This window comes from Roseibium sp. MMSF_3412, from assembly GCF_030733265.1.
Classification (GTDB): domain Bacteria; phylum Pseudomonadota; class Alphaproteobacteria; order Rhizobiales; family Stappiaceae; genus Roseibium.
This window is the reverse complement of sequence record NZ_JASHJI010000006.1, coordinates 299,560-324,751: the sequence shown is the minus strand read 5'-3', so window position 1 is coordinate 324,751 and position 25,192 is coordinate 299,560. Positions and strand designations below refer to the sequence as shown.

Genomic DNA, 25,192 nt, shown 5'->3' with positions numbered 1-25,192 from the left:
CCGCGTTGAAGGTCAGCGCGATGGTGCCGGCCGCAAGCGACAGCGCCGCCGCATTGCCCGCATCAAGATAGTCGCCCCTGTTTCCTGAAAACGTTGTCTCGCCGTCTATGGTGAAGACGGTGGCCGGAACGGTGGTCGATCTTGTCGTCGGCATGCTTGGCTCCCCTGATCAGGCATAAAAAGGCCCGCTACGCCGAAGTGCGCTTCGGCATTATTGGTGATCGTGTCCAAGCGATTTGGTGGGTGATTTGTTCTTGTGGCTTTAATGTATTCGCGACAATTTGACGAAAAATCTGATCAAATGAGGCGAAAAACATACGATATTTTGAAAAAAATCTGTCTCAAGTATCACAAGTAAAAATCACAAATCGGAGAAAATCATGAAGATATTGTTTTTATTGAGAAAAATGACGATGTTGTTTTATTTGATTTGATGTCCGATGGGCGATTGTTATTTAATATTTGCTTAAACTCTCGGCAGCCCGGACTGGACATTCCGTAAGTCTTTTTTCAGGCTCTTTTCCATTAAATGAATCAATCAAAATTTAGTTTGGTTGTATGCAGGTTGCAATTTGCGCGGCGGCGTAAAGGACACATTCCAGGCGTGCGATGCAGCCGTCCAATGCAACCGGAAAACGATCTTGGGCTGCCGATTGCCTTCCAAATGAATCGCATGTGACACGCGGCCCGACACGGGGCCGCCCGCAAACGAACCGTATCCGGTCTCGCTTGCGGGCGGACATTTTCTATCGGGATGTCACACCAGGTGCGGTCCGTGCCATTTGGCAGCGGACGCAGGTGCTTCAGCCGCCCAGTTTCACCCAGGCCGCGTTTCTCGCAGAAGATCTGACGCATGCATCAACGAACTGGACACCGGCAAGACCGTCACTGATGCCCGGCACAAGCGACGTCATCTCGGTGCCTGCCTGACGGGCCCGGATCACATCGGCCGCGTCCTTGTAGAGATTGGCGAACCCCTCCAGATAGCCTTCCGGATGGCCCGGCGGGATGCGGGTTGCCGGGGCGATGCTGTCCAGCATCCCGGCTCCTCCGCGCGTGACGATGTGTTTCGGTTCGCCGAAAGGGGTGACATGAAGGTAGTTCGGATTCTCCTGGTGCCACTCCAGGCCGCCCTTGTCGCCATAGACACGGATCTTGAGATTGTTCTCGTTGCCCGGTGCGACCTGGGAGCACCAGAGCATGCCGCGTGCACCGCTTGCATAGCGCAGCATGACGTGGCCATTGTCGTCCACCTGGCGTCCGGGCACGAAGGATTGCAGATCCGCCGCCAGGCTTTCGGCAGACTGGCCGGTGATGAAGCAGGCGAGATTATAGGCATGCGTGCCGATGTCGCCGGTCGATCCGCCCGCGCCGGATCTTGCCGGGTCGGTGCGCCAGTCCGCCTGCTTGTTGCTTTGTTCGACGGTCAGCCAGTCCTGCGGGTATTCGACCTGGATCACGCGGATGGTGCCGAGATCGCCGCTTTGAACCATCTCGCGCGCCTGCCGCACCATCGGGTAGCCGGTGTAATTGTGCGTCAGAAAAAAGAGCGCGTCGGAGCTTTCAGCCGCTTTGACCAGTTTCTTGGCATCGGCCAGAGTTGACGTCAGCGGCTTGTCGCAGATCACGTGAATGCCGCGTTTCAGGAAAGCCTTCGCTGCCGGATAGTGGACGTGGTTGGGTGTGACAATGGCCACTGCCTCGATGCCGTCCTTCAGGCGCGCCTCGCGTTTGGCCATTTCCTCGAAGTCAGCATAGATCCGATCCTGCTTCAGTCCCAGAGCATGGCCCGATTCCAGGGCCTTTTCCGGCGTTGAGGAGAGCGCGCCGGCGACCAGTTCATAGCGCCCGTCGATCCTTGACGCGATGCGGTGAACCGCGCCGATAAAGGCATCCTTGCCACCACCGACCATGCCGAGACGGATGGGTTTCGACTGCGGATTGTCTTTTCCTTCAATGGCCATTCTGCTCCTCCAATTCTGTTCCCTGCGCCTGCGGATAGATATTCTGTAATCGATTACATTTCTATAGAGAAACCGTTTCCGGGGCAATCGTCCGGGAGGCGACATGCACACCCGATCCGTCGAAACGGACCGGGGCGTCTTTTGGTTCCGGTATTCATCCGCGGCAATGACGCCCCCGATTTCTTCAAAAGGGCATGACCTAGTCGATGCCCAGCATTTTCCTGTTGGCTGCATCATCGGTACCGCCATCTGCGAAATCGTCAAAGGCTTTTTCAGTGACCCTGATGATTTGATCCCTCACGAAGGCCGCTCCCTCGCGTGCACCGTCTTCCGGATGTTTCAGGCAGCATTCCCACTCGACAACAGCCCAGCCGTCAAAATCGTTGGCGGCCATCTTGGAGAAGACCGCGCCGAAATCGACCTGCCCGTCTCCGAGGGACCGGAACCGGCCTGCGCGATCCACCCAGGGCGCGTAACCGCCGTAGACGCCCTGGCGGCCCGTCGGATTGAACTCGGCGTCCTTGACGTGAAACATGCCGATCCTGTCCTTGTAGATGTCGAGATTGTCGAGATAGTCGAGGCACTGAAGCACATAGTGCGACGGATCGTAGAGCATCTTGCAGCGCGCATGCGCATCCACGCGGTCGAGGAACATCTCGAATGTGATCCCGTCATGCAGGTCTTCGCCCGGATGGATCTCGTAGCAGACATCGACCCCCATTTCGTCCGCATAGTCGAGGATCGGCCGCCAGCGTTTGGCCAGTTCGTCGAACGCCGTCTCAACGAGACCTGCCGGCCGTTGCGGCCAGGGATAAAGATAGGGCCAGGCAAGAGCGCCGGAGAAGGTCGCATGCGCGCCGATGCCCAGGTTGCGGCTTGCGGCCAGCGCGAGCTTGACCTGATCCACGGCCCAGGCCTGCCGGGCGGCCGGGTTGCCCCGGACCTCGGGCGCGGCAAACCCGTCAAACGCGGTGTCATAGGCCGGATGTACGGCCACCAGTTGTCCCTGGAGATGCGTTGACAGTTCGGTGATCTCGACACCGTTTTCTCTCGCTTGCCCGGCAAGGTCGTCGCAGTAGGACATGGAACTGGCAGCCTTGGACAGGTCGATCAGGCGGCTGTCCCAGCTGGGTATCTGCACGCCTGCATAGCCGCAGTCGACGGCCCATTTCGTGATGCTGTCCCAGGAATTGAACGGGGCTTCGTCGCCGGCGAACTGCGCAAGGAACAGGGCCGGGCCCTTGATGGTTTTCATGATGGTCTCCCGTGACCGGCAAGCTGATAGAAAAAGGGCCGGGATCCCATCGCAGAAGACCCCGGCCAGGTTGGTGACGGTGCTTAGAACGGAGAATCCGGGAAGTAGTAGCTCTCGGCGTTGTCGCGGGTGATCAGGGTTGCGCCGAGAATGTAGCGGCCCGCGACCGGTCCGTTCGACTTCACCGCATTGACGGTCGCGTCCATGGCGGTCGCGATCATTGCAGGCGGATAAAGCACATTGACCGGGATCAGTTCATCGCCATCCATGATGCCCTTGATGATCTCCTTCATGCCCGCGCCGCCGACGACGAACATGCCGTTGCCGTCCCGGCCGGCCTGCTTGAGCGCCGCCACGACACCGATCGCGATGTCATCGTCCTGAGCCCAGACGGCGTCGATGTCCGGAAAGCGCGAGAGGAAATCCTGCATGACCTCGAAGCCGTCGTCGCGGTTCCAGTTGGCATGCTTGTGATCCAGCACGTTGATCCCCGAGCCTTCGATCTCGGCCATGAAGGCGTCGAAGCGCTCATTGTCGATGACGGTCGGAATGCCGCGCAGAACGACGATATTGTCGCCGTCCTTCAGGCGGCCCTTCATGTATTGCGCCGAAACGCGGCCAAGTTCCGGGTTGTTTCCGGCAACATAGAGATCCTCGATGCCGGGCTGGCTGAGGCCACGGTCGACGACGGTGATCCAGGCACCCGATTTCTTCACGTTGAGAACCGGATCGGTCAACGGCTCCGACTCAAACGGCAGGACCACGAGGGCGTCGATCTGGTGAACAGAAACGAGATCCTCAAGGGCGCTTGCCTGCGCACCCGGATCGGATGAGTTGACCAGAATCAGATCCACATCCGGGTGAAGCGCTTCAAGGCGTTTTTCCGCCTGTTCGGCATGCCAGTTCATGCCGGCTGCCCAGGCATGGGTCGGTGTCGGGTAGCTGACGCCGATCTTGATCTTGTCTTCGGCGGCAGCCGGGCCGGCAAAGGCCAGCATGCTTGTGACCGCCATCATGCCGAGTGTTGTTTTCCAGAGCATTGTTTCCTCCTCAATTGCTTCCGATCGGACGCACCTTTCCCGTCCGGTGCGAACCGGTTCTTTGCGGGGGACGGACCCCGATGGGTTGAAATCAGAACGTCAGGTTTTGGGTGTCTTGCCGAATTTCCAGTCACTTCGCTGCAGCAGCACCGCAACGATGATGATCAGGCCCTGCATCGTTCCGTTGAGATAGTTCGAAATCATGTCGGTGAAGTTCAAGATGTTGCCGATCGTTGTCAGGATGAGCGCACCCAGAATCGTGCCGCCGATCCGGCCATAGCCGCCTTTCAGAACGGTACCGCCGATGATGACGGCCGCAATCGCCTCCAGTTCCCAAAGAACGCCGGTGGATGCGGAGGCCGATCCAAGGCGGGGCACATAGATGATCGTTGCGAAGGAGACGCACAGACCCTGGATGATGTAGGTCAGCGTCTTCACGCGGTCGACATTGATGGCCGAGTATTTCGCGACCGCCTCGTTCGACCCGATCGCGGTGCAGTAGCGTCCGAACGCGGTCCGGTTCAACAAAAGCCAGCCGCAGATGGCGACGCCGATAAACACCCAGACCGGGAAGGGCAGACCCAGAAAACTGTCGTAGTAGACCGGGCGGTAGGTTCCGCGGATGTCGAAATTCAGCGACAGGGTTCCCCCATCGGCAAAATAGGTCACCAGCGAGCGGTAGATGCCCATGGTGCCGAGCGTGACGATGAACGCTTCTATCTTGCCCTTGGTGGTCAGCGCGCCGTTGATCCAGCCGGCGCCGATCCCGAGCAGGATCGCAAGCCCGCACCCGAGCAGGACTGTCGGAACCCCGGTGCCGAGCGTTTCCACCGCATTGTTCATCACAATGATCATGACGCCGGAAATGGCCGCTGCCATCGAGCCGACGGACAGATCGATGCCGCCAGCGGTAATGACAAAGGTCGCGCCGACCGCAATGATGCCGATGAAGGCGGAACGGGTCAGCAGGTTGGTCAGGTTGCCTTCGCTGGCAAAAGCCGGATTGAGCAGGTAGCCGATCACGCAAAGCAGCAACAGGGCGAGGGCAGGGCCGAGCGTCTTGAAGTCGACGGCGACCCTTTTGGCGGCTTTCGCCTCTCCGTCTTCAGATGCGGTCATCATGGTCAATGGAGTTCCTCCCGTTTCAGCCCGGCGGCGTAGCGCATGATTTCGTTTTCGTTGATGTGATCGCCGGTCAGGACGCCGGTTATCTGTCCTTCGCGCATCACCGCCACCCGGTGACAGATGCCGATGATCTCCGGCATTTCCGATGAGATCACGACGACCGAAACGCCTTCGGCGGCAAGGGCGGCGATGAAATGGTAGATCTGCTGCTTGGTGCCGACATCGATGCCACGCGTCGGCTCATCGATGATGACGATTTTCGGATCGCATTCCATGATCTTGGCAAGCAGCAGTTTCTGCTGGTTGCCGCCTGAGAGCTTTCCGACGGTCACATTGGGATCGCGTGCGCGCACATCGAAGCGGCGAATGGCGCGCTCAAGAGCCTTTTCCTCGGCCCTCTGGTTCACGGCGAAGTTCTTCACGAATTTCGGCAAGGCGAACAGTGTCAGGTTCGGCTGCATTTTCTTGTCGAGAAGCAGCCCCTTTTCCTTCCGGTCCTTTGTCAGGTAGGCAAGACCGGCGTCACGTGCCTTGGCAACGGTCATGGCAGCCACTTCCTGTCCGTACAGGCTGATTGTTCCGCTCTCGATGGGGGCAAGCCCGCAAATGGCTTCAAAGACCGCCGTGCGTCCGGAACCGATCAGGCCGGAAAAGCCGAGGATCTCGCCTTTGCGCAAGCCGAAACTCACACCATGAACACCAGGGGCTTTCAGGTTGTCGACTTCCAGAACCAGGTCTGCATCCACGTCCGCCTCGTGCATGGGCGGGTAAAGGTCCGACAATTCGCGGCCGACCATCATTTGCGCCATCGTGTCCGGTGTCAGATCCTGTGAGGGACGCGTGTCGATCCACTGGCCGTCCCTCAGGATCGTGATCCGGTCGGCAATCGCTTTCACTTCGTTGAGCTTGTGGGAAACGAAGACAATGCCGACACCGCCCGCCTTCAGTTTTTCAACCTGCCGGAAGAAAACATCCGTTTCTTCCTCCGTCAGCACGGCGGTCGGCTCGTCCATGATCAGGATACGCGCATTGCGGCTGACAGCCTTCACGATTTCGACCATCTGTTTCTGGGCGATCGTCAGGTCGGAAATCCGGTCCGCCGGCGAGATGTCGAGACCGATCTCGTCCAGATATGTCTGTACCGCCCGGCGCATGCCTGCCCGGTCCAGAAATCCGCGCGAACGGGTTTCTCTTCCGAGGAACACGTTTTCCTCGACCGTCATCTGTTCGGCGAGGTTGAGTTCCTGGTGAATGAGAACGATGCCGAGTTGTTCCGCGCCTCCGTTCGGTGGCAGCACGGCCGTCTTTCCGTCCAGGCGGATCTGGCCGGACGTCGGATCATGGAACCCGGAAAGGATCTTCATCAGGGTGGACTTGCCGGCGCCGTTTTCACCGATCAGCGCGTGCACTTCCCCGGCGCGCACATCCATGCTGACGCTGAACAGAACCGGTACGGGCCCGAATGATTTGCTGATATTGACAGCTTCAATCACCGCCGCCGAAGCGGACGTAGCGACTTCCATCTGGTGATCCTCCCATGCGCCCTGGTTGTTGTTTCATACCGGCGCGATAATTTTCGTGTAAACGTTTTCATCAGCGATGTAAACCTTTACATTTCCATTTGTAAACCTTTTCATGAATCAGTTCAGGCTATATACAGCAATGAGTATGTTGAATTTCATGCACTTAAGGACGTGCAAGGCGCAGCGCGACAGGGATCGTTAAATGAGCGAACCGGTGGACCGTCCGGCGACAATCGAAGATGTTGCAAAGCTTGCGGGTGTGTCCATCGCGACGGTGAGTCGGGCGTTGCGCTCGCCGGAGAAGGTCGCCGAGAGCACACGCAAGAAAGTCACGGCTGCGATTGCGCGCACCGGTTACACCGCCAACGCGATGGCGCAGAACCTGCGCATGCAGCGATCCAAGATGGTCCTGGTGCTCGCGTCATCGATTGCCGATCCGAATTTCGCCGGCATCCTGACCGGTCTGGAAAAGGCAGCCAATGACCGCGGCTACGGCGTCCTGATCGGCAACACCGAGGGAACCACGGGCCTGGAGCAGAACTACCTGCGCTTTCTGTCGACAGGCATGGCCGACGGACTTGTTCTCCTGACCGGTCACATACCGGTCGCAGGCGAACCGAAAACGCCCTTGACGACGCTGCCGCCAATCGTCGCCACGGAGCGCCCCGTCAACAATTCCGAGATCAGTTACATTGGCGTGGACGATGTTGCTGCTTCCAAGATGGCGACCGAATATCTGATCTCGCTCGGTCATCGCCGGATCACCTTCATCTCCGGCGGGCGGGCCGATATCCGGAGCGACCTCAGGCACGAGGGCTATTGCCTGGGTCTGAAGGAATCGCCCGAAGTCCTTCGGGACTGGCGCGTTGATGGAGACGGCACGAGCGAAAGCGGCCGTGCGGCCGTCGAAAGGCTGTTCATCAAGGATGACCTGCCGACGGCGTTCTACTGCTTCAACGACAACACCGCCATTGGCGTGATTTCGGCCCTGCAACTGCGCGGCTACCGGGTGCCGGAGGATTTCTCCGTGCTCGGGTTCGACGACATTCCCTTTGCGAGCAACTTTTCACCGGCACTGACAACCATCCGTCAACCCCGGCAGCGTATCGGCGAAAAGGCCATGAACATTCTTCTCGACCGGCTGGCGAACCGGTCGCTGGAAACCAGGTCACATCTTCTGCATGGGGATCTCATCGTGCGCGAAAGCTGCGCCGGGGTTGCTAGAAAGCGGACTTGAGGGAACGTCTGGTGAGGTGAATTTGAAGCTCGTTCGAAGCCCACTGCAAAATGAGTCGAACTTCAGATTCAGGTGACTAGGCGCTGGCGCTGCTGCGAGCCCGGGAGGTGTCCTGAATTGTTGCCAGGATCTGCTCCGTCACCGCGCGGGTGCCCATGTCGCCGCCGAACTCCATCGGTCTCAGGGCATTTTGCGAAAAACCGGTATCAACGGCCGCATTTATCAGATCCGCCGCATCGCCCAAGGCCGGTTGATCCAGCTTTTCCGACAAGTAATCAAGCATCAGCGCGCCGCTGAGGATCGCGGCAAGCGGGTTGGCCTTGTCCTGGCCCATGATGTCAGGTGCGCTGCCATGTGCCGGCTGGAACAGCCCAACGTGATCGCCGATCTCCGCACAGGCTGCCATTCCCATGCCGCCAACCAGACCGCCGGCAAGGTCCGACAGGATGTCGCCGAACATGTTCTCCGTCACCAGCACGTCGAATTCCCAGGGCTTGCGCACCAGGTCGAGCGCCTGTGCGTCGACATAGTTGTAGCCGACCTCGATATCCGGGTGCCTTTCCCTGACCTCGTCAAAGAGCTGCCGGAAGAAGGCGAGGGAGGTGAAGACATTGGCCTTGTCGACGCAGGTCAGTTTGCCGGAGGTTCCGCGTTCGCGGCGCTTGCGGGCGAGGTTGAACGCAAATTCGTGCAACTTGGTCGTGGTTTCGCGGGTGATCCTGAGGATGTCCTGCACCTCGTCGTCATTGACCACCAGACTGCGATTGTGGGTCGCTGCCGAATAAAACAGGCCTTCCGTCGATTCCCTCAAGATGACGAGATCGATGCCGGATGCACGCGGATCTGCCAGCCTTTGGGGTGCATTGGGATAGGCCTTGACCGGCCGGACGCCAGCGTAGAGACCAAACGCATCACGCAGTCTCAGGTGCGGTGAAATCTCGGTGCCGTCCGGATGCCGGATCGAAGGCAGACCGATCGCTCCGAGAAAGATCGCGTCGGCGTCTTCGGCGCGCTTTTCGCCATCAGCCTCGATATCGCGGCCTGTGTCCCGAAAGTAGCCGGCACCTGCGTGGATCTCGTCATAGGTTGGTTTGGCATGTCCCGTTTTCTGCAGTGCGGACTCGACCACGGCCATGGCCGCTTCGGATACGTCCACGCCGATGCCGTCGCCTTTGATCAGGGCAATTCTCATTTTTTAAGTCCTCAAGTCCACTCAACGTCAAACCGGGTCACGACCTGATTGATCTGGTCCTCATTCAGGGCGGTAGCATTTGCGCCGCGTAACAGCAACGCGAGTTTAGCACTGGCTTCAAGCTCTTCCATCGCATTTACGGCTGCTTCCAGTGTCTTGCCGGCAACAACCGGCCCGTGATTGGCAAGCAGCACGGCCGCGTGTTTTCCGGCCAGTCCGCGCACGGCTTCGCCCATGGCCGGGTCTCCTGGTACGAAAAACGGGAGCAGGCGGACCTTTCCAAGGAGCATGATCCCGTAGGCGGTCAGGGGAGGAAGCACATTGTCGGGGTCGATTTCGGGCAGAAGGGAAAGAGCAACCGAGTGACAGGAATGCAGATGCACGACCGCACCGGTCTGGTGCCGTGTTTCGTAAAACGCCGCATGAAGCGGAATTTCCTTGGTCGGCCTGTCCCCGGAAAGGAGTTCGCCTTTTTCCGAGATCTGACTGATGCGGGCCGGGTCGAGAAAGCCCATGGAAGACCCGGTCGGCGTGACCAGAAGGCTGCCATCGGAAAGTCTAGCGGAAATATTGCCGGTCGACCCGTGCGTCAGTCCCCTGTCGAACAAGGACTTTGCGTAAAGTGCAATCTGTTCCCGTGTCTTCGCGATTTCGCTCATGAGCGGCTCCCCAAAACCGAGAGCGCTTCGCCGAAGAAGTCCGGCCCTCCGAAATTGCCGGACTTGAGCGCAAGCAGAAGCTCGTTTTCGGCCACTTTCAGCGCGGGTACGCCGGCCGCTATGCGCGGACCGATTTCCAGCGTCTCCGCGGACACACCGGAAACAACGGCACCGGAGGTTTCGCCACCCGCGACGACAATCCGCGATACGCCGGACTGTGAGAGCGCCGCTGCAAGGTTGGCGAACAGCCGCTCGACGGCTTCAGAACTCTCCTCTTTGCCGTATTTTTCCTGCGCGGCCGCGACCGCTTCAGGTTCGGCAGAGGAATAAAGCAGCGGCGCGGTGTCCTGCTGCAGCGTCCACTCGACAAGTTCCTGGAGGGACACCCTGTCTTCCATGATGTCGGACGCGGCAAGCTCCCGGCTCGGAGCCTTGGTCTTGAAGGTTTCGACCTGTTCACGCGTGGCGATCGAGCAGGACCCGGAAAGCACAACCGCCTTGCCGTCATGTCCCTGCCAACCGCTTTTGCCGTGCACGGCTCCGAAATTGTTGGGCAGGCCGAGTGCGATACCCGATCCGCCGACGACCAGTTTTCTGGTCTTCGCGGCGTGCCCGATCGCGAAGAGGTCGTCATTCGTGATCGCATCAGCGATGATCATGGACCTTTCCGGCAGCATCTCTGCCGGCAGACTTTCCGCTTTGCCAAGGTCAGAAGTTGACAGGTGCGAGACCGGCCAGTCGGTCTGCCTGGCGAGAACACGGCGCAGATCGGGATCGCGCATCGGTGTCAGCGGATGGTTCTGCATCCCGCTTTCGCTGAGCAGCTTGTCCTTGACGAAGAGATGCCCCTGGTAAACCGTCCGCCCGTTTTCCGGAAATGCCGGACAGACCAGCACGCGGGTCTCGCCGAGACGCTCTGCGAGCGCGGCAGCGACCGGACCGATATTGCCGTCATCCGTTGAATCAAAGGTCGAGCAGACCTTGAACACGATCTGCGTGCAGCCCTGGCTGACAAGCCAGTCGCAGGCTTTGAGCGAGCTTTCCACGGCATCAGCGGCCGGTATCGTCCGTGATTTCAGACCGACAACGCCTGCCTCAATGTCACGATCGGGCGTTCGCTTGGGAATACCGACGAACTGGGCCGTCCGCATGCCGCCTTCGGACAGCGTCAGCGCGATGTCGGATGCGCCGGTGAAATCGTCTGCAATGACACCAAGCTTCATGACTTGATCCATTTTTGCGGGCCGACGTCGAGACGGATGACATGATCCGGGCCATGCGCGGGGAAGAGTTCCCGCACCAGCGGGTCATGCCCGGGCACGACGAGCCTGTCGGAACTTGCCAGCTTTCGAATCGTCTGGAAGCCCTGCAGCATGTCGTCCAGATCGACCACGATCGGGAACGGTTTCGCGTCCAGGAAATTCTCGTAGTAGTGCGACGTGTCCGACGCCAGGCACATCCAGCCGGCCTGGGTCAGAACGCGAACCGCCTGAAGTCCCTTGCTGTGACCGCCTGTATGATGAACGGTGACACCTTCCCGGACCTCGCCTTCGCCTTCGTGAAAGACGACACGGCCCGAATAGAGCCGCTGGACCGCCTCGCAGATATGGTCGGCGGTGAACGGCGCTTTCAGGGTTCCATGGCACATGCACGGACCGGTCGCATAGGCCATTTCCGCCGCCTGCAGATGGATGGTGGCGTTTGGAAAGTGTTTCAGTCCGCCCGCATGGTCATAGTGGAGGTGGGTGACGATGATGGTGGTGACCGCTTCAGGTTCAATTCCGAGTGGCGCAAGCGCCTCGACGGGGTTCAGCCTAACCGGACGTCCGCGCCGGTCCCCCTCGTCCTGGTCGTATCCGGTGTCCACGAGGACAATCTCGTTTCCCCGCCTGAGCACCCAGATGAAGTAGTCCATGTCGTGCGGCAGGTGATGGTCGTCATCGAAAAGAAAGCTGTCCTTCCGCGTCCGCTCATTCCGGTCCGCATATTTGACGGCAAAAACTTCCCACGGTGTCATGAACTCACCTTCGAATAGGTCGCTACGGACTTTTCCGCGATCATGGGTGAAACCTGCGCATCGAAGCTGAGAAAATGCGGCGACTTGAGATGCAACTGAAAGGCCTCGGCGTCGTCGTAGATCTCGTAAAGAAAGACCTCGCCGGGTCTGTCCGGATCCGAACAGACATCGAATTGATGGCAACCCGCCTCTTCGCTGAGCGAGGCTCTGGCGTTTTCGAGCATCAGGGGCATGAACGTTTCGAACATCCCGTCCCTGATCTGAAATCGGACTGTAACTGCAAACACCTGTCATTCCTCCCTATCGGAACAAGTAGACCATACCCATCGACACGAAGGGAAGGTAGGTGACAGCAAGAAGGGCCGCGATGGCCGCGAGATAGAGATGCGCCATGTTGCGGGCGATCGACAAGACGCCAACGCCCGAGATCCTTGAGGCGACGTAGAGGGTTGCGCCGACAGGAGGTGTAAAGAGACCGACGGCGACGTTACAGGTCATGATGACGCCGAGGTGGACCGGGTCGACGCCAAAGGCCTTGGCGGTCGGCAGGAACAGCGGCGCGGTCAAGAGGATGGCGGGCACCGGGTCGAGCACGAGCCCGAGCACGAGCAGGACGATGTTGACAAGGAGCAGGAACATCCAAGGTCCGCTGGAGAAATCCTGAACGAAGCCCACCAGGATCTGCGGCATCTGTTCCAGCGTGATCAGCCAGCCGAGAACGGTTGTTGCACCGATCACGACCATAACGACCGAACTGGTGACAAAGGAATCGACCAGGAGCCGTGGCAGGTCTCTCAGCTTGAAATCCCGGTAGACGACAGTGGTGACGAACAGACCGTAGACAACGGCAAGGGCCGCGGCCTCGGTCGGCGTGACCCAGCCGGTGAAGATTCCGCCCAGGATCAGGACCGGCATGAAAAGGGCCGGGGCCGTGCCGATGAACGAGCTTGTCAGCTCCTGCAGGGTGGTGGTGCGTCCGCCCGGGTCGCATTTGCTGGTCTTGCCGACATAGTAGCAGACGGCCATGAACATGGCGCCGAACAGGATACCGGGAACCATGCCCGCAAGAAACAGGTCCGCGACCGAGACATTTCCGACAAAACCGTAGATCAGCATCGGGATCGAGGGTGGGATAATGATACCGATGGTGCCGGCTGCCGCGACAAGCCCGGCCGCGAATGCGGTGTTGTAGCCTTCCCGCGACATGTTCTTGATCATGACCGAGCCGATGGCCGCGCTGTCGGCAATCGCCGATCCGGAAATGCCGCCGAAGATCATTGATGCGCCGACGACGACCATCCCGAGCCCGCCGGCCATGAAACCGAACGCGGCCCGGGCGAAGCCGATGATACGCAGTCCGACACCGCCGCGGCTCATCATTTCACCCGCGACGATGAACAGCGGAATGGCAAGGAAGTGGTTTGGTTCGACCCCGCCGATGAAGTTCAGGAACAGCGCCTGCAGGGGATAGCCGAGATCAAACACGATGATGGGCAGAACAGCCGTGATCAGGATGGCCCAGACCAGGGGAATGCCAAGAAAAACCGTTGTCAGGAAAACGGCAACAACAAAAAGCAGGATCATAGCAGCGCCTCACCACCGTCAGAATGGGTCGCGTGGGGAACGACAGGATTGCGAATGTCGAACACCATGTTGAAGAGATGGAAAATCAGGGTGAGTGTCATGCCGACCGGCATGGAGGCATATAAAAGCCCGACCGGCCAATAAAGAACCGTCGTTTTCTGCGCCCAGGTATGAACCGAGATGTTGTATCCGGTGTAGATCAGGCTCATCAGCAGAATCGCGATAATGACGTCGATGGCGATCGAGAGCACGCGCTGGCCGCGATGGGGCATCAGACGTTCGACGATTTCCGTCACGCGCATGTGCGCGCCCCGGGCGACAGCGGCAGCGCAGCCGATGAACGTGCTCCAGAGCAAGAGGAAGCTGGTGACTTCCAGCGACCATGCCAGGTCGAAGCCGGCGAAACCGCGCAGCGATGCATTGCAGAAAACCAGCGTGACGATGGAAAAACCGCCAAGCATGAGGCACACGTCCACCAGGTGGCTGAGCCAGCGCAGCACAGCCGGATAATGATCTCGGTAATCCAAGGGACTTCTCTTTTTTGAAAAGTGCCGGAACCAATCAGGTTCCGGCCAGTCAATCCGTCAGGTCAACTCTCCGAAGGGCTCTTCGGCCGTTTTTGGGAGAGCCGACCATCTTCCCGATCAGTTCTGTGCCGGAAGGGCTTCCCTGATGGCCGCAGCGTCGGAAAGGATGTTGTCGACGGCTTCCGCGCCATAGACGTCTTTCGCCTTCGCGTAGACCGGTTGTACGGCTTCGCGGAACGGGCCGATTTCCGGAACGCTGACCTTGGCGCCTTCCTCGGTCATCTGCGTCAGCTGGCTGTCGACCGAGCTTTTGACAAGGTCACGGCTGAACGTGGCGGACTCCGCCGCAGCCTTTAGCACGGCTTCCTTGTCTTCATCGGAGAAGGACTGCCAGGTTTTTTCCGCGATGGTCAGCGGCAGCGGGCTGTAGACATGCCGGGTCAGCGTGATGTTTGGCGCAACCTCGTAGAACCTCAGGGAATTGATCGTGTCGACCGGATTTTCCTGGCCATTCACAATGCCCTGCTGGATCGAGAGATAGACGTCGGTGATCGGCATCACGACCGTCTGGAAACCGATCGCCTCCATGGACCAGCGGATCATGTCGTTCGGGAAGACCCGCATTTTCATGGATTCCGCGTCGGTTGGAGACGTAAGCGGTTCATTGGTGGTGAAGCTGCGGAAGCCGGCTTCCCAGGTCGACAGGACGCGGAACCCTTTTTCCGGCAGTTTTTCGAATTCGCCCTGCAGCCAGGCCGAGTTGTCATAAAGCTCCCAGCCCTGCTCATAGGTGTCGACCAGGAACGGCATGGCGGTAAGGTTCAGGGACGGCAGGTGCGTGGCATAGCTGCCGGTCGCGGACACCGTGAAATCGATGCCGCCAAGCTGCAGCAATTCGATTGCCTTAGGGTCGTTCGCAAGCTGTCCGGACGGGAAAATCTGCACTTCGTAGCGGCCGTCGGTGTACTCGGCGACCTTCTCGGCAAACAGCTCCGCAGCGGCCTGGCGCGATCCGCCAGGATTGTCGGTGTGGCTGAACCGAAGCGTTTCGACAGCAAGGGCGCTTCCGGCACCGGCGACGACGATTGCCGCGCTCAAAAACAGGCGGCTCAGGGATTTCTTGTCAAGCATTGGGTCTCCTCCCACGATCGGATTTGAGATCGTATCAATTTGCACATTTATTTGCGTATACGTAATCCAATCCCTTGTCAACTCGACCCGGCTCCCGTATCACGAAAGGCAACAGACGACTGCCGGAACAGCGGGCAGCGGCTCAAAAGAACTGCTAAAAAGACTTGTCTGAAGGGGAGGAAACCGATGGTCGAAGGCACGGACACCTTGCGCGTCGCCTGCTTGGGAGCCGGCTATTTCGCGCGGTTTCACTATGAAGCCTGGCGGAAACTGCAAAGGGTAAGGCTGGTCGGTGCCTGTGACCGGGACCCGGAAAAGGCCAAGGCAACGGGCCTGTCCGCATTCGAGGATCTGGACACCATGCTCAGGATGGCGAGCCCCGATCTGCTGGACATCATCACGCCGCCGCCAACCCACATGCCGGCGATCAGGGCCGCGATTGAAGCGGGTGTCCGGGCGATCATCTGCCAGAAGCCCTTTTGCACGTCGCTGTCCGAAGCACGTGAGGCGGCGGACCTTGCGGAAAGGGCGGGCGTTGTTCTTGTCGTTCACGAAAACTTCCGCTTCCAGCCCTGGTATCGCGCGATCAGGCAGGCGCTGGACGAAGATCTGATCGGCGACCTGTTGCAGCTCACCTTCCGGCTGCGCACCGGAGACGGGCAGGGGCCGGAGGCCTATCTCGACCGCCAGCCCTATTTCCAGACCATGCCGAAACTTCTGATCCACGAGACCGGCGTCCACTGGGTCGACACATTCCGCTATCTCCTCGGGGAACCCGAGGCTGTCTATGCCGACCTGAGGAAACTCAATCCGGTGATCGCGGGAGAAGACGCCGGGTACTTCGTGTTCGACTATGCCGATGGTGTGCGAGCGCTCTTCGACGGCAACCGGCTTCTGGACCATGCTGCTGAAAACTGCAGGACAACTCTGGGCGAAGCACTCGTTGAAGGAACGCGCGGAACCCTGACGCTTGCCGGAGACGGGTCAGTCCATCTGCGTCACTTCGGATCGCTCGACGACAGCGTCCTGCTTCCTGCACGGGAATGGGAGGGCTTCGGCGGCGATTGCGTCAAAAATCTCATCAGCCATGTGGTCGACGGGCTTCTGGACGGCAAACCATTGGAAAATGAGGCAAGTGACTATCTGAAGGTAATTGCGATAGAACAGGCGATCTATGAGTCTGACCGGCTGGGTCAGAAGATCCGGGAGTTTGCCGTTGCTTGAAGCGCCGAAGCCGAAGACAATCACGACACAGGCGATGGAGCAGATCCGTCAGCTGATCTTCGATGGTGAACTTGCGGCCGGATCCGATCACCTGGAAAGCGAGCTTGCAGACCGTCTCGGCATGTCGCGCACGCCTGTCCGGGAGGCGACCCTGATGCTCGCCCAGCAGGGGCTTCTGGAGGTTCGCCCGCGAAAGGGTGTCCGGATTGCGACCCTGTCCCTGACGGACATGGAAGAGATTTATGCCGTTCTGACCGAGCTTGAAAGCCTGGCCGCCGAGGAAGCGGCGGAAAAGAACTATTCCGAGGACGCGCTTGCAGCCCTGAAGCAGTCGATCGAGGCGATGGAAACCGCGCTTGAGCAGCAGGACCGGGAAGCCTGGGCTATTGCCGACAATGCCTTCCACGAAGAGCTTGTTCGGCTCGGAGGCAACTCCAGGGTGGAGACCATCGTCGCGATGATGGCGAACCAGGTCCGGCGCGCGCGCGCCATGACCCTGTTCATCCGCCCGCTGCCGGTCAAGTCGAACGAAGATCACCGCGCCGTCTACGATGCGATCCGGCAGGGCAACCCGGCCCTCGCGCGCGAACGCCACCGCAACCACCGCCGCGATGCGCGCGAAGTGCTGATAGAACTGCTCAAGAAACACAAGCTGTTTCAGCTTTAGGTGATGGACTCATAAATGAGACTGAAATGGCATGCGAAATGGCGAAAGCCCGTCAGGAAGGGTGTGCGGAGCGGGCTTCCTGCCCGGTCAAGCACGCTGACGCCACGGGGTGAAGCCATTTCCATGTCCTTCGGATTTGACCGGCTTGCGCCTCCTCGGCGTTGCGAAAGGCTTGAAAATGAAGCACATTTCCTGCGCTTCCGCGCCTTGATGAGAAGCAAGCCGCCTCAAACCATTTCGGCCTCATTTATGAGTCCATCACCTAGCTCACCGCAGGTCTACGCCGTCATTACGGACAAGCGCGGCGACAGCTGCGCGCCGATCCGGAAACCAGATGTATTTCGGGCTTAAGGCGCGGCTGTTGACGGTCGTATCGATATTCGTGTTCGCTTCGCTCACGCAGACTTCTGGATTCCAGATCGGCGTTCGGCATCGCCTCAATTGTCCGGAATGACGGTGAGAGAACGTCACATCTCCACCGCCGCCTCATGCAAACAACACCCTCACCCTACCAGACAGCGCTCTTGAGCTTCCTCAGGATGAAGAGAGTGTAGCGGTAAGCTCAGCGGTCAATGCATGCCCGGGCTATCCGCCCTGCCAGGACATAGTCGCGCACGATTTACGGCAGCGTCTGACCGGTCATGCGCGGGCACTGCGCTTCCGATAAAGAATACGGTCAGAAAAAGTTCCGAAGCGGAAAATATTTAGTATCTGATTTTAAAAAGAAAATAGGATCTGTTTTGGCTACACGCGAAATTGGGTTTTGTTCCAAAAATTTAATGTAATAATTTTCGAAGTAATACTTTTTTGCGCCTTATTCTCACGCAAACGTGATCGGTGATTGTTGAAAAGCCGAAAATAAGGGCAGTAATCATGACCGTATCATCTGCGCGCCAGACTGGCATTCTCTGGATTTTGCTAACAATCGGAACCGCTGGGGCAGGCCTGGCCGAGGAACCGGAAAAACTCGACCAGGCAGTTCTGAACGAGAAGGTGAAGGCTGACCCCGGGAAAGCGTTCATAGACGCGTTCGATGCGGGCGATGAACTGACGGAGGCAACCTTTACGGTTGAGCGCGGTGTGGGCGCGAAGGTTTCGCAGGACGGCCGCCGTTTCACGCGCATGCCGCGTGCGGATCTCGAAGCCTTTGGCGAGTGGACCAACCATCTGCCGAAGCGGGAGGCGGGGCCAGTCGCCCAGTCCTGTATTTCCTGCCATGCCGCTCCGTATGCCAACGGGGCCGGTCCGAACCCGCTCAATGCCATTGTCGATCCTCTGCACTCGGGCGATCCGGCCAAGTATCTCCATCGAAATACGCCGCACCTGTTCGCGCTCGGTGCAGTTCAGCGCATTGCGGAAGAAATGACGGCTGAACTGAAAGCCGCGGAGGCGAAACTTGAACAGGAAGCCTGCAATCTCAACGACCGTGTGTCGGTGGCGCTTACAGCCAAAAGCGTTGAATTCGGCACGCTCTCGGCGAAACCGATGCTCAGTCGGGAGACGGGAACATGTGTTGCCGATTTCGACCGCAGCGGTATTGAGGGCGTCGATGAAGACCTCGTTGTCAGGATGTTCGGCTGGAAGGGAGTGCACGCAACCTTGCGCGCCTTCACGCGCCATGCGGCGCATAATGAACTCGGCATGCAGGCGGAAGAACTCGTCGGCAGTCACGACGGAGACCACGATGGCGTGACCAACGAATTGTCCGTTGGCGATCTGACGGCACTGACTGTCTACATGGCCGCGCTGGAACGCCCGGTTTCCAGGCTGGAGCTTCACCGCCACGGAATTCTGCAGCTTGAGCCGGACGAAAAAGCGCGGATCGAGCTTGGCGAGGAGAAACTCGTTGAAGCGAAATGCACAGGTTGCCACATGCCCGTGATGAAGGTCTCCACACCGATATTCAGCGAACCGAGCCTGCAGGATGGTTTTCGGGAAGCGGTGTTTCCATCCGGCCAGAAAACCTCGGACGCGGGCCTGGCGACCGATACGGCCATCTGGTTCGATCTGACAAGCGACTCCCCGAACAACCACGTTGAACTTCCCGGCGGCAAGATCGTCAATCTCGGCGCATTCCCCAAGGCGGAGGACGGGTCCGCCCTTGTAGCCTGGTATTCCGACTTCAAGCGTCACGACATGGGTGAAGGGCTCAGCGATCCAGTCGACGTGCACGGCTTTGGAGCGTCAGTCTGGCCAACGGCATCGCTCGCAGGTGTCGGATCGACGGGCCCGTGGCTTCACGACGGAAACGCGACGACGCTGGAGGAGGCCATCCTGGCCCATGGCGGCGAGGCGGAGGAAAGCCGCCTGGCATATGAGGCCCTGTCCGAAAACGACCGCGCGGCGCTGATCGCCTTTCTGGAAAACCTGATCCTGATCGATCTGGACCCGGAAGAAGAGGAGGAGGAGGAACACTCCTCGCTGGACGCCGCGCCGGGCGCCGTCCGCAGGGCCGCGCTGGAAGTGAGTGTGATCCCGCCGGTCAAGCCTGCCTCGCAGCTGCGCTGACATGCATGTGCCCGCAACGCGGGCACATGTTTTTTCGAAAAAGAGGTTCAGCCTTTTTCGAAAGACGGGCAGCAGTCCCTGAGCAAGGATCCCATCCTTCGAAACAGCGCATTGCGCTTTCTCAGGATGAGGAACGTGTCGCGTCAAGCACGAAGGTCGTTTTACGCCTGTTGCATCAATGAGCGAACAACACGCCAGGCAGGTCGGCGCTTTCGGCGCTATCCGCCCTGCCAGGTCCTGATCGCCTCGATCGGATAGAGCAGCATGATGACATTGAGCGTGAGATTGTCCCGGATCACCCAGAGCGCCAGCAGTTCGAAGAAGACGGCTACAAGCACCGTGACCCAGACCGGCACGCGCCAGGCGAAGAAGAAACCGGCCAGCATCCAGATGATGTCGAAGACGGAGTTGAGCACGCTGTCGCCGGTATAGCCGACGGCTATGGTTGCTTCGCGGTAACGGTCGATGATCCAGGGGCTGTTTTCGGCAACTTCCCACGCCGCTTCGAGAAAGATCGCCCCAAGCGCGCGCTCGCCCACCGTGTTGCGGCGGAACAGCAGCCAGAGAACCCAGTAGAAGATGAAGCCGTGAATGATGTGGGAAAACGTGTACCAGTCGGCAATGTGCTGGGACGAGCCGGCAAGATCGTCGGCCGGCGTCCAGAAAAGAACATAACCGCAGTCACAGACCGGAATGCGGCCCATGGCCAGCAGGATGACCGCTGTTGCCGCAATCATGAGGAGGCCGATGATCAGGCATTTCTTGTTGCTCAAACGTTTCTCCCGTGATCGCTGGAGCGTCAGGCGATTCTTTTCTGGAAAATCACCGCCATTCCCTCTATGACCTTGCGCCAACGAAACATCAATCCGTCCGGCCACCAAGAGTGTTGTTGCGCACCGGTTTCAACCGACGCGAATGCGCCAACGCCACCGGATTTACGGACCAGGAGACTTTCATGTCTGGCCTCAATGGTGCGGCGCCGTTTCAAGCACGGCGCACGTTCGCAATCATTTCCCACCCGGATGCCGGCAAGACCACCTTGACCGAAAAGCTGCTGCTGTCGGGCGGAGCGATCCGGGCGGCCGGACAGGTGAGGGCGCGTGGTGAGCGCCGCCGCGCCCGCTCCGACTGGATGAAGATCGAGCAGGAACGCGGCATTTCCGTTTCGTCCTCGGTCATGACCTTCGAGCGCAAGGGCATCATCTACAATCTGCTCGACACGCCGGGCCACGAGGACTTTTCCGAAGACACCTACCGCACGCTGACCGCCGTTGACGCGGCGATCATGGTGATCGACGCGGCCAAGGGCATCGAGACGCAGACCCGCAAACTGTTCGAGGTCTGCCGTCTGCGCGACATTCCGATCATCACTTTCGTCAACAAGATCGACCGGGAAGGCCGTCACGCGCTGGAGATCCTGGACGAGGTCCAGGAAGCGCTGGCGCTCGACGTCTCACCGCAGACCTGGCCGGTCGGCATGGGCTCCGACTTCTTCGGAGTCTATGACTGGCAGCAGAAGAAGTTCCATACGTCCGAGGGCGAGCGCGGCGGGGCTTACACCGAGACGAAAGACGTTTCCGGCCTTGAGGACGAAGTGCTGACGGGCACCGTTTTCGACCGGATCATGGAAGAACTCACCGAGAATGTGGAACTCGGCGCGGAAGGCTATGCCGAGTTCGACAAGGAGAGCTTTCTGGAAGGCCACCTGACGCCGGTCTTTTTCGGCTCCGCCCTGCGCGACTACGGCATCGAGGAAGTGCTCGACTTCATTGCCGACAATGCGCCGGCACCCCATTCGCAGCCGGCCACCGGCGGACGCACGATCATGCCGGAAGAAGACAAGGTCACCGGCTTCGTCTTCAAGGTGCAGGCGAACATGGATCCGAAGCACCGCGACCGCATTGCCTTCGTGCGCCTGTGTTCTGGCACCTTCAAGCGCGGCATGAAGCTTAAACATGTGCGCGCGAACAAGCAGATCGCCGTGTCCGCGCCGATCTTCTTCTTTGCCGAGGAGCGCGAGATCGCCGACCTGGCCTATCCAGGCGACGTCATCGGCGTGCCCAACCACGGTCAGCTGCGCGTTGGCGACACGTTGACCGAGGGCGAGAACATCCACGTTACCGGCCTTCCGGCCTTCGCGCCGGAAATCCTGCGCCGGGTGCGCCTCTCCGACACCATGCGGGTCAAGCAGATGCGCCAGGGCCTGCAGGATCTTGCCGAGGAGGGGCTTGTTCAGATCTTCAAGCCCGATCTCGGCTCCAACTGGATCGTTGGCGTCGTCGGTGCCTTGCAGCTCGACGTCGTTGTCGATCGCCTGAAGGCCGAATACGGCACCGAGATCGGTTTCGAAGCGGTGCCCTACAACACTGCCCGCTGGATCGAAACCGACAGCCAGACGCTCCAGAAGATCATCGAGGGCCACCGCATGTCGGTTGCCAATGATCGCGACGACAAGCCGGTGTTCCTCTTCAAGAACGCCTGGGAAGTCGGTCATGTGACTGAGAAATTCCCCGATGTGACGTTCCGCGAAACCCGCGAGATCGTCTACGAGGCGTGACTTTGCCAAACCGCCGATGACCTGCGAACTCAGACCCCTGACGCCACACGACCTGGACCTGATCTGCCGTCAGCGCAACGACATGTTCCGCTCGATGGACATGTCCGAGGACCTGATCGTCCGGATGGACCCTGCCTTCCGCGGTTGGCTTCAGGACCGGCTTTCTGACGGGACCTATTTCGGGTTTATCGCCGACCAGGACGGCCGTCCCGTCGGCGGCATCGGCTTGATGGAGATCGAATTCCCGCCGCATCCGGCCCATCCCGAGACGTCAAGGCGGGGCCGCATCCTGAACCTTTACGTGGAACCTGCAGCGCGGGGCCAGGGCATCGCCCGTCATCTGGTGCAGGCATCCGAGGCCGAATTCAAAAAACGCGGTCTGACCTATGCCGTTCTTCACGCAACGGATATGTCCCGGCCGCTTTACGAAAAGGATGGCTGGCGGGGCACGGCTGAAATGGAAAAGGTTCTGACGCCGGATTGATCTGATATGTGGTTTCAAGGCCCGCTCGAACCGCGGGCGCCCACCGCCGGAACGGTCGACTTTTGGCAGTGCTTGGGGCAAACCGGCACCGGGAATTTCCATTTTTCCTTGTCATCCCTGCGAAGGCAGGGATCCAGTAGCCTCTTGACCGACCGTTTCGCCACGTGCCGTCCACGCGGAATACTGGTTCCCGGTCTTGCCGCTCGTGCGGCAAACCGGGACGACAAATTCGGGATTGAATTCGGTACGCCAATCTGGCATCGGCCGGAATTGTTTTACCTCATCCTGAGGAAGGCCGGAGGCCTGTCTCGAAGGATGAGGCCGCGCACGCAGAGGCCTGCCGCTTATCCTTCGAGACGGACCTGGCGGTCCTCCTCAGGATGAGGTTCGCGCTTGAAATAGGCAACGGCGAAGCGCTCGGCTAGGGCGCGCCAAACCCACACTGGTCATGCCATGGCTTGATCCACTGCTGTCCGGTTTGTCCCGTGGGGTGAGTCCACGTATGCGGACTTGTCATCCCTGCTGAAGCGGAGCGGAAGGCAGGGAACCAGTACCCTCTTGTATCTCCGCCCTTTTCTGGTCGCCAGCGACACGGCGTACTGGGTCCCGGTCTAGTCGCTCACACGTCAAACCGGGACGACAAATTCGGGATTGAATTCGGTACGCCAACCTGGCTTCGGACGGATTTCTTTCCCCTCATCCTGAGGAGGGCCGAAGGCCTGTCTCGAAGGATGGGCCGCGCACGCAGACGCCTGCCGCCTATCCTTCGAGACGGACCTGGCGGTCCTCCTCAGGATGAGGGTGTTCGTGCGGACAGATAGCAGTGAAGCGCATGAGCAGTGCGCGCCAACCCACACTGGTCATGCCATGGCTTGATCCACTGCTGTCCGGTTTGTCCCGTGAGGTGAGTCCACGCTTGCGGACTTGTCATCCCTGCTGAAGCGGAGCGGAAGGCAGGGAACCAGTACCCTCTTGTTTCTCCATCTTCATCTAACCTCCAGCGACACGGCGTACTGGATCCCGGTCTTGCCGCATATGCGTCAAACCGGGACGACAAATCCTGGAAGCAAGTCAGTATCCCGACCTGGCATCGGACGGATTTCTTTCCCCTCATCCTGTGGAAGGCTGAAAGCCTGCCTCGAAGGATGGGCCGCGCACGCAGAGGCCCGCCGTCTATCCTTCGAGACGGACCTGGCGGTCCTCCTCAGGATGAGGGTGTTCGTGCGGACAGATAGCAGTGAAGCGCATGAGCAGTGCGCGCCAACCCACACTGGTCAAGCCATGGCTTGACCATGGCATCCATGCCGTTCCGGTTTCACCTGGAAAAGCGCGACGATGAAAATGCAGTCGGTATCTGTTCTGGGATGCTGTACTTGCGAATGCATGCGAAGATGGAAATTGATTTCGCGCGGTTTAAGCAGGACACTCATGGCGTTGTCAGCAAGCCTGCGTCCGGTTTGCGGCCTCAGAACAACAAGAGCCCGCGCCACGGTGAACGAAGGACGGGCCGTGCTGCGATCGACGGGGAGCTTCAATGGCAGACTATGACAAAAATCCCTCGCCATATCTGCAGCAGTCGGTTGCCGACAATCCATACCGCCTGCTGGAATGGACAACGTTTCTGGACGTGCTCGGCCCCGTCGACGGAAAGCGGGTCCTGGATCTTGCATGTGGTGATGGCCGCCTGACGCGCGTCCTTGCCCATGGCGGCGCTGCCGAGGTTCTTGGTCTTGATGTCTCGGAAGAGATGCTGGAACGGGCCCGGGAGCAGAATAGGGAGGGAGAGCCTGAAGCCTTCACCGACCGGGTGACCTACGCCGAAATCAGCGCGGCGGACGAGACCTTCCAGATGACACCACCGGCAGACATCATCACGGCAATGTATCTCTTCCACTATGCGCGCAGCGTTGAAGAACTTGACCGGATGGCGGATCTGATCGGCCGCAACCTGGCACCGGGCGGACAGTTCGTCACCTACACGATCAATCCGGACTATGACTTCACCAGCGCACCGGACGACATGGAGACCCGCATCGGTTTTCGTTACCGCATCATCGAGCCGCCGGCGCATGCGCTTGTGATCAAGGATTTCGAGGTTCCCATCTGGCAGTGGAGCCGGGACCGGCACGAAGACGCCCTGCATCGCGCCGGGCTGGTCAACATCAAGTGGCACCATCTGAAGTTCCCGCCGGATCAGGAGCACCATCTTGTCGGCTGGGCCTGGTATCTCGACAATCCGAGCTGCATTGTCCTGTCGGCGGAAAAGGCAGCTTAGGCGGCACGACTGCCTGCGGGAAAAGCGCGCAATTCATGTCGCATCTGAAAGCGCCCACCTCCTCCGCTGGGGCCGCTACGCACCGGACAATCGGGAAAAGTGTCCTGCTTCCCGTTCTGGTGTTTGCACAGGAAGTGATTCAACTTCGCAAGGAAACACTCTAAGCTTGCAGGATGACTCACCGTTTCGGTCTCAGATGGCCTCAATCCAGAGCTTTAACGCC

General features: G+C 59.5%; 23 protein-coding genes. 7 read left to right on the top strand and 16 right to left on the bottom strand.

The genetic code is table 11. The features are described 5' to 3' along the window. Positions 1-803: 803 nt before the first annotated feature. The 5 genes from RBB49_RS13855 to RBB49_RS13835 form a co-directional block, all read right to left on the bottom strand. Positions 804-1,964, bottom strand: a complete 1,161-nt coding sequence (locus RBB49_RS13855) for a Gfo/Idh/MocA family protein (RefSeq protein ID WP_306143412.1) — start codon at positions 1,962-1,964, stop codon at positions 804-806. 199 nt (positions 1,965-2,163) lie between these two features. Continuing rightward, positions 2,164-3,219: a sugar phosphate isomerase/epimerase gene (locus RBB49_RS13850; RefSeq protein ID WP_306143411.1), complete on the bottom strand. Its 1,056-nt coding sequence runs from the start codon at positions 3,217-3,219 to the stop codon at positions 2,164-2,166. A gap of 83 nt (positions 3,220-3,302) precedes the next feature. Beyond that, complete coding sequence (locus RBB49_RS13845; protein ID WP_306143410.1) at positions 3,303-4,259, bottom strand: substrate-binding domain-containing protein; 957 nt, start codon at positions 4,257-4,259, stop codon at positions 3,303-3,305. 99 nt (positions 4,260-4,358) lie between these two features. After that, positions 4,359-5,381 carry an ABC transporter permease gene (locus RBB49_RS13840; RefSeq protein ID WP_306143409.1) on the bottom strand — a complete coding sequence of 341 codons (1,023 nt, stop codon included), beginning with the start codon at positions 5,379-5,381 and terminating at the stop codon, positions 4,359-4,361. Between the two features lie 2 nt (positions 5,382-5,383). Then, positions 5,384-6,907, bottom strand: a complete 1,524-nt coding sequence (locus tag RBB49_RS13835; RefSeq protein WP_306143408.1) for a sugar ABC transporter ATP-binding protein — start codon at positions 6,905-6,907, stop codon at positions 5,384-5,386. Positions 6,908-7,109: 202 nt separating this feature from the next. Between RBB49_RS13835 and RBB49_RS13830 the strand changes: the two genes are divergently transcribed. Then, positions 7,110-8,144, top strand: a complete 1,035-nt coding sequence (locus RBB49_RS13830; RefSeq protein WP_306143407.1) for a LacI family DNA-binding transcriptional regulator — start codon at positions 7,110-7,112, stop codon at positions 8,142-8,144. A gap of 76 nt (positions 8,145-8,220) precedes the next feature. Here RBB49_RS13830 and RBB49_RS13825 read toward each other — a convergent pair whose 3' ends face one another. From RBB49_RS13825 to RBB49_RS13790, 8 genes are all read right to left on the bottom strand, one after another. Beyond that, positions 8,221-9,336, bottom strand: a complete 1,116-nt coding sequence (locus tag RBB49_RS13825; RefSeq protein WP_306143406.1) for an isocitrate/isopropylmalate dehydrogenase family protein — start codon at positions 9,334-9,336, stop codon at positions 8,221-8,223. A gap of 11 nt (positions 9,337-9,347) precedes the next feature. Next, positions 9,348-9,995 (bottom strand): 3-oxo-tetronate 4-phosphate decarboxylase, encoded by a 648-nt coding sequence (gene otnC, locus RBB49_RS13820; protein WP_306143405.1) that lies wholly within the window; start codon positions 9,993-9,995, stop codon positions 9,348-9,350. Beyond that, on the bottom strand, positions 9,992-11,218 hold the full coding sequence (otnK, locus tag RBB49_RS13815) for a 3-oxo-tetronate kinase (protein WP_306143404.1): 1,227 nt from the start codon (positions 11,216-11,218) through the stop codon (positions 9,992-9,994). The genes otnC and otnK overlap by 4 nt, the downstream gene beginning before the upstream one ends. Then, positions 11,215-12,012 carry an N-acyl homoserine lactonase family protein gene (locus RBB49_RS13810; RefSeq protein ID WP_306143403.1) on the bottom strand — a complete coding sequence of 266 codons (798 nt, stop codon included), beginning with the start codon at positions 12,010-12,012 and terminating at the stop codon, positions 11,215-11,217. Before RBB49_RS13810 ends, otnK begins: the two co-directional genes overlap by 4 nt. Next, positions 12,009-12,299, bottom strand: a complete 291-nt coding sequence (locus tag RBB49_RS13805) for a putative quinol monooxygenase (RefSeq protein ID WP_306143402.1) — start codon at positions 12,297-12,299, stop codon at positions 12,009-12,011. Before RBB49_RS13805 ends, RBB49_RS13810 begins: the two co-directional genes overlap by 4 nt. 13 nt (positions 12,300-12,312) lie before the next feature. Then, entirely contained in the window at positions 12,313-13,596 is a 1,284-nt protein-coding gene (locus RBB49_RS13800) for a TRAP transporter large permease (RefSeq protein ID WP_306143400.1), read from the bottom strand. Continuing rightward, positions 13,593-14,123 carry a TRAP transporter small permease gene (locus tag RBB49_RS13795; protein WP_306143399.1) on the bottom strand — a complete coding sequence of 177 codons (531 nt, stop codon included), beginning with the start codon at positions 14,121-14,123 and terminating at the stop codon, positions 13,593-13,595. Before RBB49_RS13795 ends, RBB49_RS13800 begins: the two co-directional genes overlap by 4 nt. Positions 14,124-14,240: 117 nt before the next feature. Next, positions 14,241-15,254 carry a TRAP transporter substrate-binding protein gene (locus tag RBB49_RS13790; protein ID WP_306143398.1) on the bottom strand — a complete coding sequence of 338 codons (1,014 nt, stop codon included), beginning with the start codon at positions 15,252-15,254 and terminating at the stop codon, positions 14,241-14,243. 186 nt (positions 15,255-15,440) lie between these two features. Here RBB49_RS13790 and RBB49_RS13785 point away from each other — a divergent pair, with 186 nt between their 5' ends. After that, positions 15,441-16,478 (top strand): Gfo/Idh/MocA family protein, encoded by a 1,038-nt coding sequence (locus tag RBB49_RS13785; RefSeq protein WP_306143397.1) that lies wholly within the window; start codon positions 15,441-15,443, stop codon positions 16,476-16,478. After that, the gene (locus RBB49_RS13780; protein ID WP_306143396.1) at positions 16,471-17,145 is read left to right on the top strand and encodes a GntR family transcriptional regulator; all 675 of its coding nucleotides are present in this window, start codon (positions 16,471-16,473) and stop codon (positions 17,143-17,145) included. The genes RBB49_RS13785 and RBB49_RS13780 overlap by 8 nt, the downstream gene beginning before the upstream one ends. Here the strand turns inward: RBB49_RS13780 and RBB49_RS13775 are convergent. Continuing rightward, a complete protein-coding gene (locus RBB49_RS13775; protein WP_306143395.1) occupies positions 17,142-17,264 on the bottom strand; it encodes a hypothetical protein in 123 nt (40 codons plus the stop codon). The two genes, RBB49_RS13780 and RBB49_RS13775, sit on opposite strands and share 4 nt — an antisense overlap. Before the next feature lie 148 nt (positions 17,265-17,412). Then, positions 17,413-17,544: a hypothetical protein gene (locus RBB49_RS13770; RefSeq protein ID WP_306143394.1), complete on the bottom strand. Its 132-nt coding sequence runs from the start codon at positions 17,542-17,544 to the stop codon at positions 17,413-17,415. A 474-nt stretch (positions 17,545-18,018) separates the two neighbouring features. Here RBB49_RS13770 and RBB49_RS13765 point away from each other — a divergent pair, with 474 nt between their 5' ends. Beyond that, positions 18,019-19,653 carry a di-heme oxidoredictase family protein gene (locus RBB49_RS13765; RefSeq protein WP_306143393.1) on the top strand — a complete coding sequence of 545 codons (1,635 nt, stop codon included), beginning with the start codon at positions 18,019-18,021 and terminating at the stop codon, positions 19,651-19,653. Positions 19,654-19,871: 218 nt separating this feature from the next. Here the strand turns inward: RBB49_RS13765 and RBB49_RS13760 are convergent, their stop codons facing one another. After that, positions 19,872-20,426, bottom strand: a complete 555-nt coding sequence (locus RBB49_RS13760; RefSeq protein WP_306143392.1) for a DUF2585 domain-containing protein — start codon at positions 20,424-20,426, stop codon at positions 19,872-19,874. A gap of 182 nt (positions 20,427-20,608) precedes the next feature. Here RBB49_RS13760 and RBB49_RS13755 point away from each other — a divergent pair, with 182 nt between their 5' ends. The 3 genes from RBB49_RS13755 to RBB49_RS13745 all read left to right on the top strand — a co-directional run bounded on the left by RBB49_RS13755 (position 20,609) and on the right by RBB49_RS13745 (position 24,969). Further along, a complete protein-coding gene (locus RBB49_RS13755; protein ID WP_306143391.1) occupies positions 20,609-22,210 on the top strand; it encodes a peptide chain release factor 3 in 1,602 nt (533 codons plus the stop codon). A gap of 16 nt (positions 22,211-22,226) precedes the next feature. Continuing rightward, the gene (locus RBB49_RS13750) at positions 22,227-22,694 is read left to right on the top strand and encodes a GNAT family N-acetyltransferase (RefSeq protein ID WP_306143390.1); all 468 of its coding nucleotides are present in this window, start codon (positions 22,227-22,229) and stop codon (positions 22,692-22,694) included. 1,534 nt (positions 22,695-24,228) lie between these two features. Next, entirely contained in the window at positions 24,229-24,969 is a 741-nt protein-coding gene (locus RBB49_RS13745; RefSeq protein WP_306143389.1) for a class I SAM-dependent methyltransferase, read from the top strand. Positions 24,970-25,192: the final 223 nt, after the last annotated feature.

What these genes read in the sequence shown, in the direction of transcription:
- RBB49_RS13800 (WP_306143400.1), bottom strand. Translation starts at nt 13,596, where the DNA reads ATGATCCTGCTTTTTGTTGTTGCCGTTTTCCTGACAACGGTTTTTCTT.
- RBB49_RS13785 (WP_306143397.1), top strand. Translation starts at nt 15,441, where the DNA reads ATGGTCGAAGGCACGGACACCTTGCGCGTCGCCTGCTTGGGAGCCGGC.
- otnC (WP_306143405.1), bottom strand. Translation starts at nt 9,995, where the DNA reads ATGAGCGAAATCGCGAAGACACGGGAACAGATTGCACTTTACGCAAAG.
- RBB49_RS13790 (WP_306143398.1), bottom strand. Translation starts at nt 15,254, where the DNA reads ATGCTTGACAAGAAATCCCTGAGCCGCCTGTTTTTGAGCGCGGCAATC.
- RBB49_RS13810 (WP_306143403.1), bottom strand. Translation starts at nt 12,012, where the DNA reads ATGACACCGTGGGAAGTTTTTGCCGTCAAATATGCGGACCGGAATGAG.
- RBB49_RS13835 (WP_306143408.1), bottom strand. Translation starts at nt 6,907, where the DNA reads ATGGAAGTCGCTACGTCCGCTTCGGCGGCGGTGATTGAAGCTGTCAAT.
- RBB49_RS13855 (WP_306143412.1), bottom strand. Translation starts at nt 1,964, where the DNA reads ATGGCCATTGAAGGAAAAGACAATCCGCAGTCGAAACCCATCCGTCTC.
- RBB49_RS13765 (WP_306143393.1), top strand. Translation starts at nt 18,019, where the DNA reads ATGACCGTATCATCTGCGCGCCAGACTGGCATTCTCTGGATTTTGCTA.
- RBB49_RS13845 (WP_306143410.1), bottom strand. Translation starts at nt 4,259, where the DNA reads ATGCTCTGGAAAACAACACTCGGCATGATGGCGGTCACAAGCATGCTG.
- RBB49_RS13750 (WP_306143390.1), top strand. Translation starts at nt 22,227, where the DNA reads ATGACCTGCGAACTCAGACCCCTGACGCCACACGACCTGGACCTGATC.
- RBB49_RS13840 (WP_306143409.1), bottom strand. Translation starts at nt 5,381, where the DNA reads ATGATGACCGCATCTGAAGACGGAGAGGCGAAAGCCGCCAAAAGGGTC.
- RBB49_RS13755 (WP_306143391.1), top strand. Translation starts at nt 20,609, where the DNA reads ATGTCTGGCCTCAATGGTGCGGCGCCGTTTCAAGCACGGCGCACGTTC.
- RBB49_RS13745 (WP_306143389.1), top strand. Translation starts at nt 24,229, where the DNA reads ATGGCAGACTATGACAAAAATCCCTCGCCATATCTGCAGCAGTCGGTT.
- RBB49_RS13850 (WP_306143411.1), bottom strand. Translation starts at nt 3,219, where the DNA reads ATGAAAACCATCAAGGGCCCGGCCCTGTTCCTTGCGCAGTTCGCCGGC.
- otnK (WP_306143404.1), bottom strand. Translation starts at nt 11,218, where the DNA reads ATGAAGCTTGGTGTCATTGCAGACGATTTCACCGGCGCATCCGACATC.
- RBB49_RS13825 (WP_306143406.1), bottom strand. Translation starts at nt 9,336, where the DNA reads ATGAGAATTGCCCTGATCAAAGGCGACGGCATCGGCGTGGACGTATCC.
- RBB49_RS13830 (WP_306143407.1), top strand. Translation starts at nt 7,110, where the DNA reads ATGAGCGAACCGGTGGACCGTCCGGCGACAATCGAAGATGTTGCAAAG.
- RBB49_RS13775 (WP_306143395.1), bottom strand. Translation starts at nt 17,264, where the DNA reads ATGGCTTCACCCCGTGGCGTCAGCGTGCTTGACCGGGCAGGAAGCCCG.